Raw genomic sequence first — 2,257 nt, 5'->3', positions numbered from 1 at the left:
GGATATACTCGGCTCGTTCAGGCACGGTAATACCGATGAGCTTTTCAACGGCGCGCACATAGGCATAATTGTTGGCCATCGCGCAGACATAGTCGAGCCGGTCGGTATGGGGGATGATTTGCATGTAGGCGAGGCCTTCGGCCAGTTTCTCGACGCCCCGATGGAGGTATCCCAGATCGGGCGTCGCCTTGACGATCCGCTCTCCGTCCAGCTCGAGAACGACCCGCACCACGCCGTGCGTGCTCGGGTGTTGAGGACCCATATTCAGCAACAGTTCTTCCCGCCGGTTCGATGATCCGGTCGGCTCGGCAAGAAACAATTTCTTCTCAGCCTCGGGAACCTCGCTTTCGATGTGCTCGACCGGCGGTTCATCGAGACGCGGGATAAAGTCGAATTGACTCCGCCACCCTCGGCCTTCCGTCGGAAAGTCCTTCCGCAACGGATATCCTTCCGCGTAGTCTTCCGGCAGGAGGATGCGGCGTAGGTCGGGGTGGCCTGAAAAGCGAATTCCCATCATGTCGTAGACTTCACGTTCTAAGAACATCGCGCCGCGCCAGACGCTTGTGACTGAATCCAGCGATGGGTTGTCTTCGGTAACCCGTGTTTTCAGCCGAATCCGTCTGCCGTGCGGGAGCGACAACAAGAGATAGATGACTTCAAACCGTTGCTGATCGGCCGGATAGTCGGCGGAGCAGATATCGGTGATATGATCGAAACAAGCCTCCGGGTCATCGTGCAAAAAACGAGCGACCTCCAAGATTCTCGGCGCAGCGACCTGAACGATTACTTCCGATCGAGCCGTGTCGACATCGACGGAGAGCACCGCCTCCGGGAACTTTTTGAGCAACGTTTCGGTGAGGGATTGCATGGTTCCTTCGGTCGTCGCGTGCAAGTGTTGGAAAGTCTACAAGTTTGGAGTCTGCCAAGAGGAGTTTTAAACTCTAGAACTTCCCATTTTGCATCCTTTACGAACTCATTTCACGAACACTCTCTCTCGTTGGATCTTCTCCTGTAATTTCAGCAGTCCGTCCAGCAAGGCTTCCGGTCTCGGCGGGCACCCGGGCACATAGACATCCACCGGCACGATCTGATCCACGCCTTGGACGACCGCATAGCTGTTGTAGTGGTTGCCAGAAGTCGCGCATGAGCCCATGCAGATCACATATCGAGGCTCGGGCATTTGGTCGTAGATACGTCGAATGACCGGCGCCATCTTGCGCGAGACCGTCCCCGCGACAATCATGAGGTCCGACTGCCTGGGAGAGGCGCGAAAGACACCGGCGCCGAAGCGGTCCAGGTCATATCGGGAGGAGACGCTGGCGATCATTTCAATGGCGCAGCAAGCCAGTCCGAAGGTCATGGGCCACAACGCCGACTTCCTTGCCCAGTTGACGACCGCGTCCAGGTTCGTCGTCACGATATTCGCGTCAAATTGCCGCTCCAATAGACTCATCCTCTTACCTTCCTCCGGCGAGAATGGTGAGCGGGTGGCGTCGGCACCAAGACCCATTCGCCCGCAGCGAAAGGGACCCACCGGGGGATGGGTGGAGCGAGGACGAATGGGTCGGCCGACGACAGGACCCGCTCAGTCCCATTCGAGTGCTCCTTTTTTCCATGCGTACCAAAACCCGACCACGAGGATGGCGATGAACAGGACCATCTCTATTAATCCAACCAGCCCCAAACTGTTGAATGCAACGGCCCAGGGAAACATGAAGACGATCTCGATATCAAAAATGACAAAGAGCATCGCGATGATGTAGTACCGCATCGGAAACTGTACGCGAGCGTCCTGAAAGAGCGGACTTCCGCTCTCGTACGGAGCTAACTTCGCCTGATAGGGCTGGCTGGGACGGACAAACTTCCCGATCAAGAGGGGCAGCGTACCGAGTGCAATACCCACCCCGATAAAAATGAGGATCGGGATATAGTTTTCCGGAACGGCTGAGTCACCCATAGTAGACCTCAGAGCATATGATTGGACGTCGGTGATGTCGTCATGCGAAATACCTCACGCGGCGGATTGCGTTGTGAGCGCCGAACCAAAGAACGGTTTGTATTGTAAGCCGTCGAGTGCAGGCCGCGGGATTCCCTTGTGTTGGATGAGGACCTTGAATGTCGTGCCCATCCCGTTCGGTCTTAGCAAATGAATAGCCGCTTTGAACTGCGGACTGTCTTGTTCCAACTCCGCGAGCATCTGTTCGACGCCGAGCCCCATGAGAAAACTCATCTGGTTCGTGAATCCGGTTGTCTGGAG

3 protein-coding genes and 1 pseudogene are annotated in these 2,257 nt (G+C 56.2%); all 4 read right to left on the bottom strand.

Features of this window, described 5'->3' with window-relative positions; genetic code table 11:
- The coding region (locus ACOSYY_RS13605; RefSeq protein ID WP_421663048.1) for an NADH-quinone oxidoreductase subunit C at positions 1-868 on the bottom strand (868 nt) is incomplete at its 3' end.
- A 105-nt stretch (positions 869-973) separates the two neighbouring features.
- Positions 974-1,453, bottom strand: coding sequence for an NADH-quinone oxidoreductase subunit B (locus ACOSYY_RS13600; protein WP_090746045.1), 480 nt, complete (start codon positions 1,451-1,453; stop codon positions 974-976).
- 132 nt (positions 1,454-1,585) lie between these two features.
- Complete coding sequence (locus ACOSYY_RS13595; RefSeq protein WP_421663046.1) at positions 1,586-1,957, bottom strand: NADH-quinone oxidoreductase subunit A; 372 nt, start codon at positions 1,955-1,957, stop codon at positions 1,586-1,588.
- 54 nt (positions 1,958-2,011) lie between these two features.
- Positions 2,012-2,257: pseudogene (locus ACOSYY_RS13590) on the bottom strand (hypothetical protein); the annotation flags it as partial.

The organism is Nitrospira sp. BLG_2 (assembly GCF_049222245.1).
Note: the sequence above shows the minus strand (reverse complement) of the source record. Positions and strands in the feature narration are given on the sequence as shown.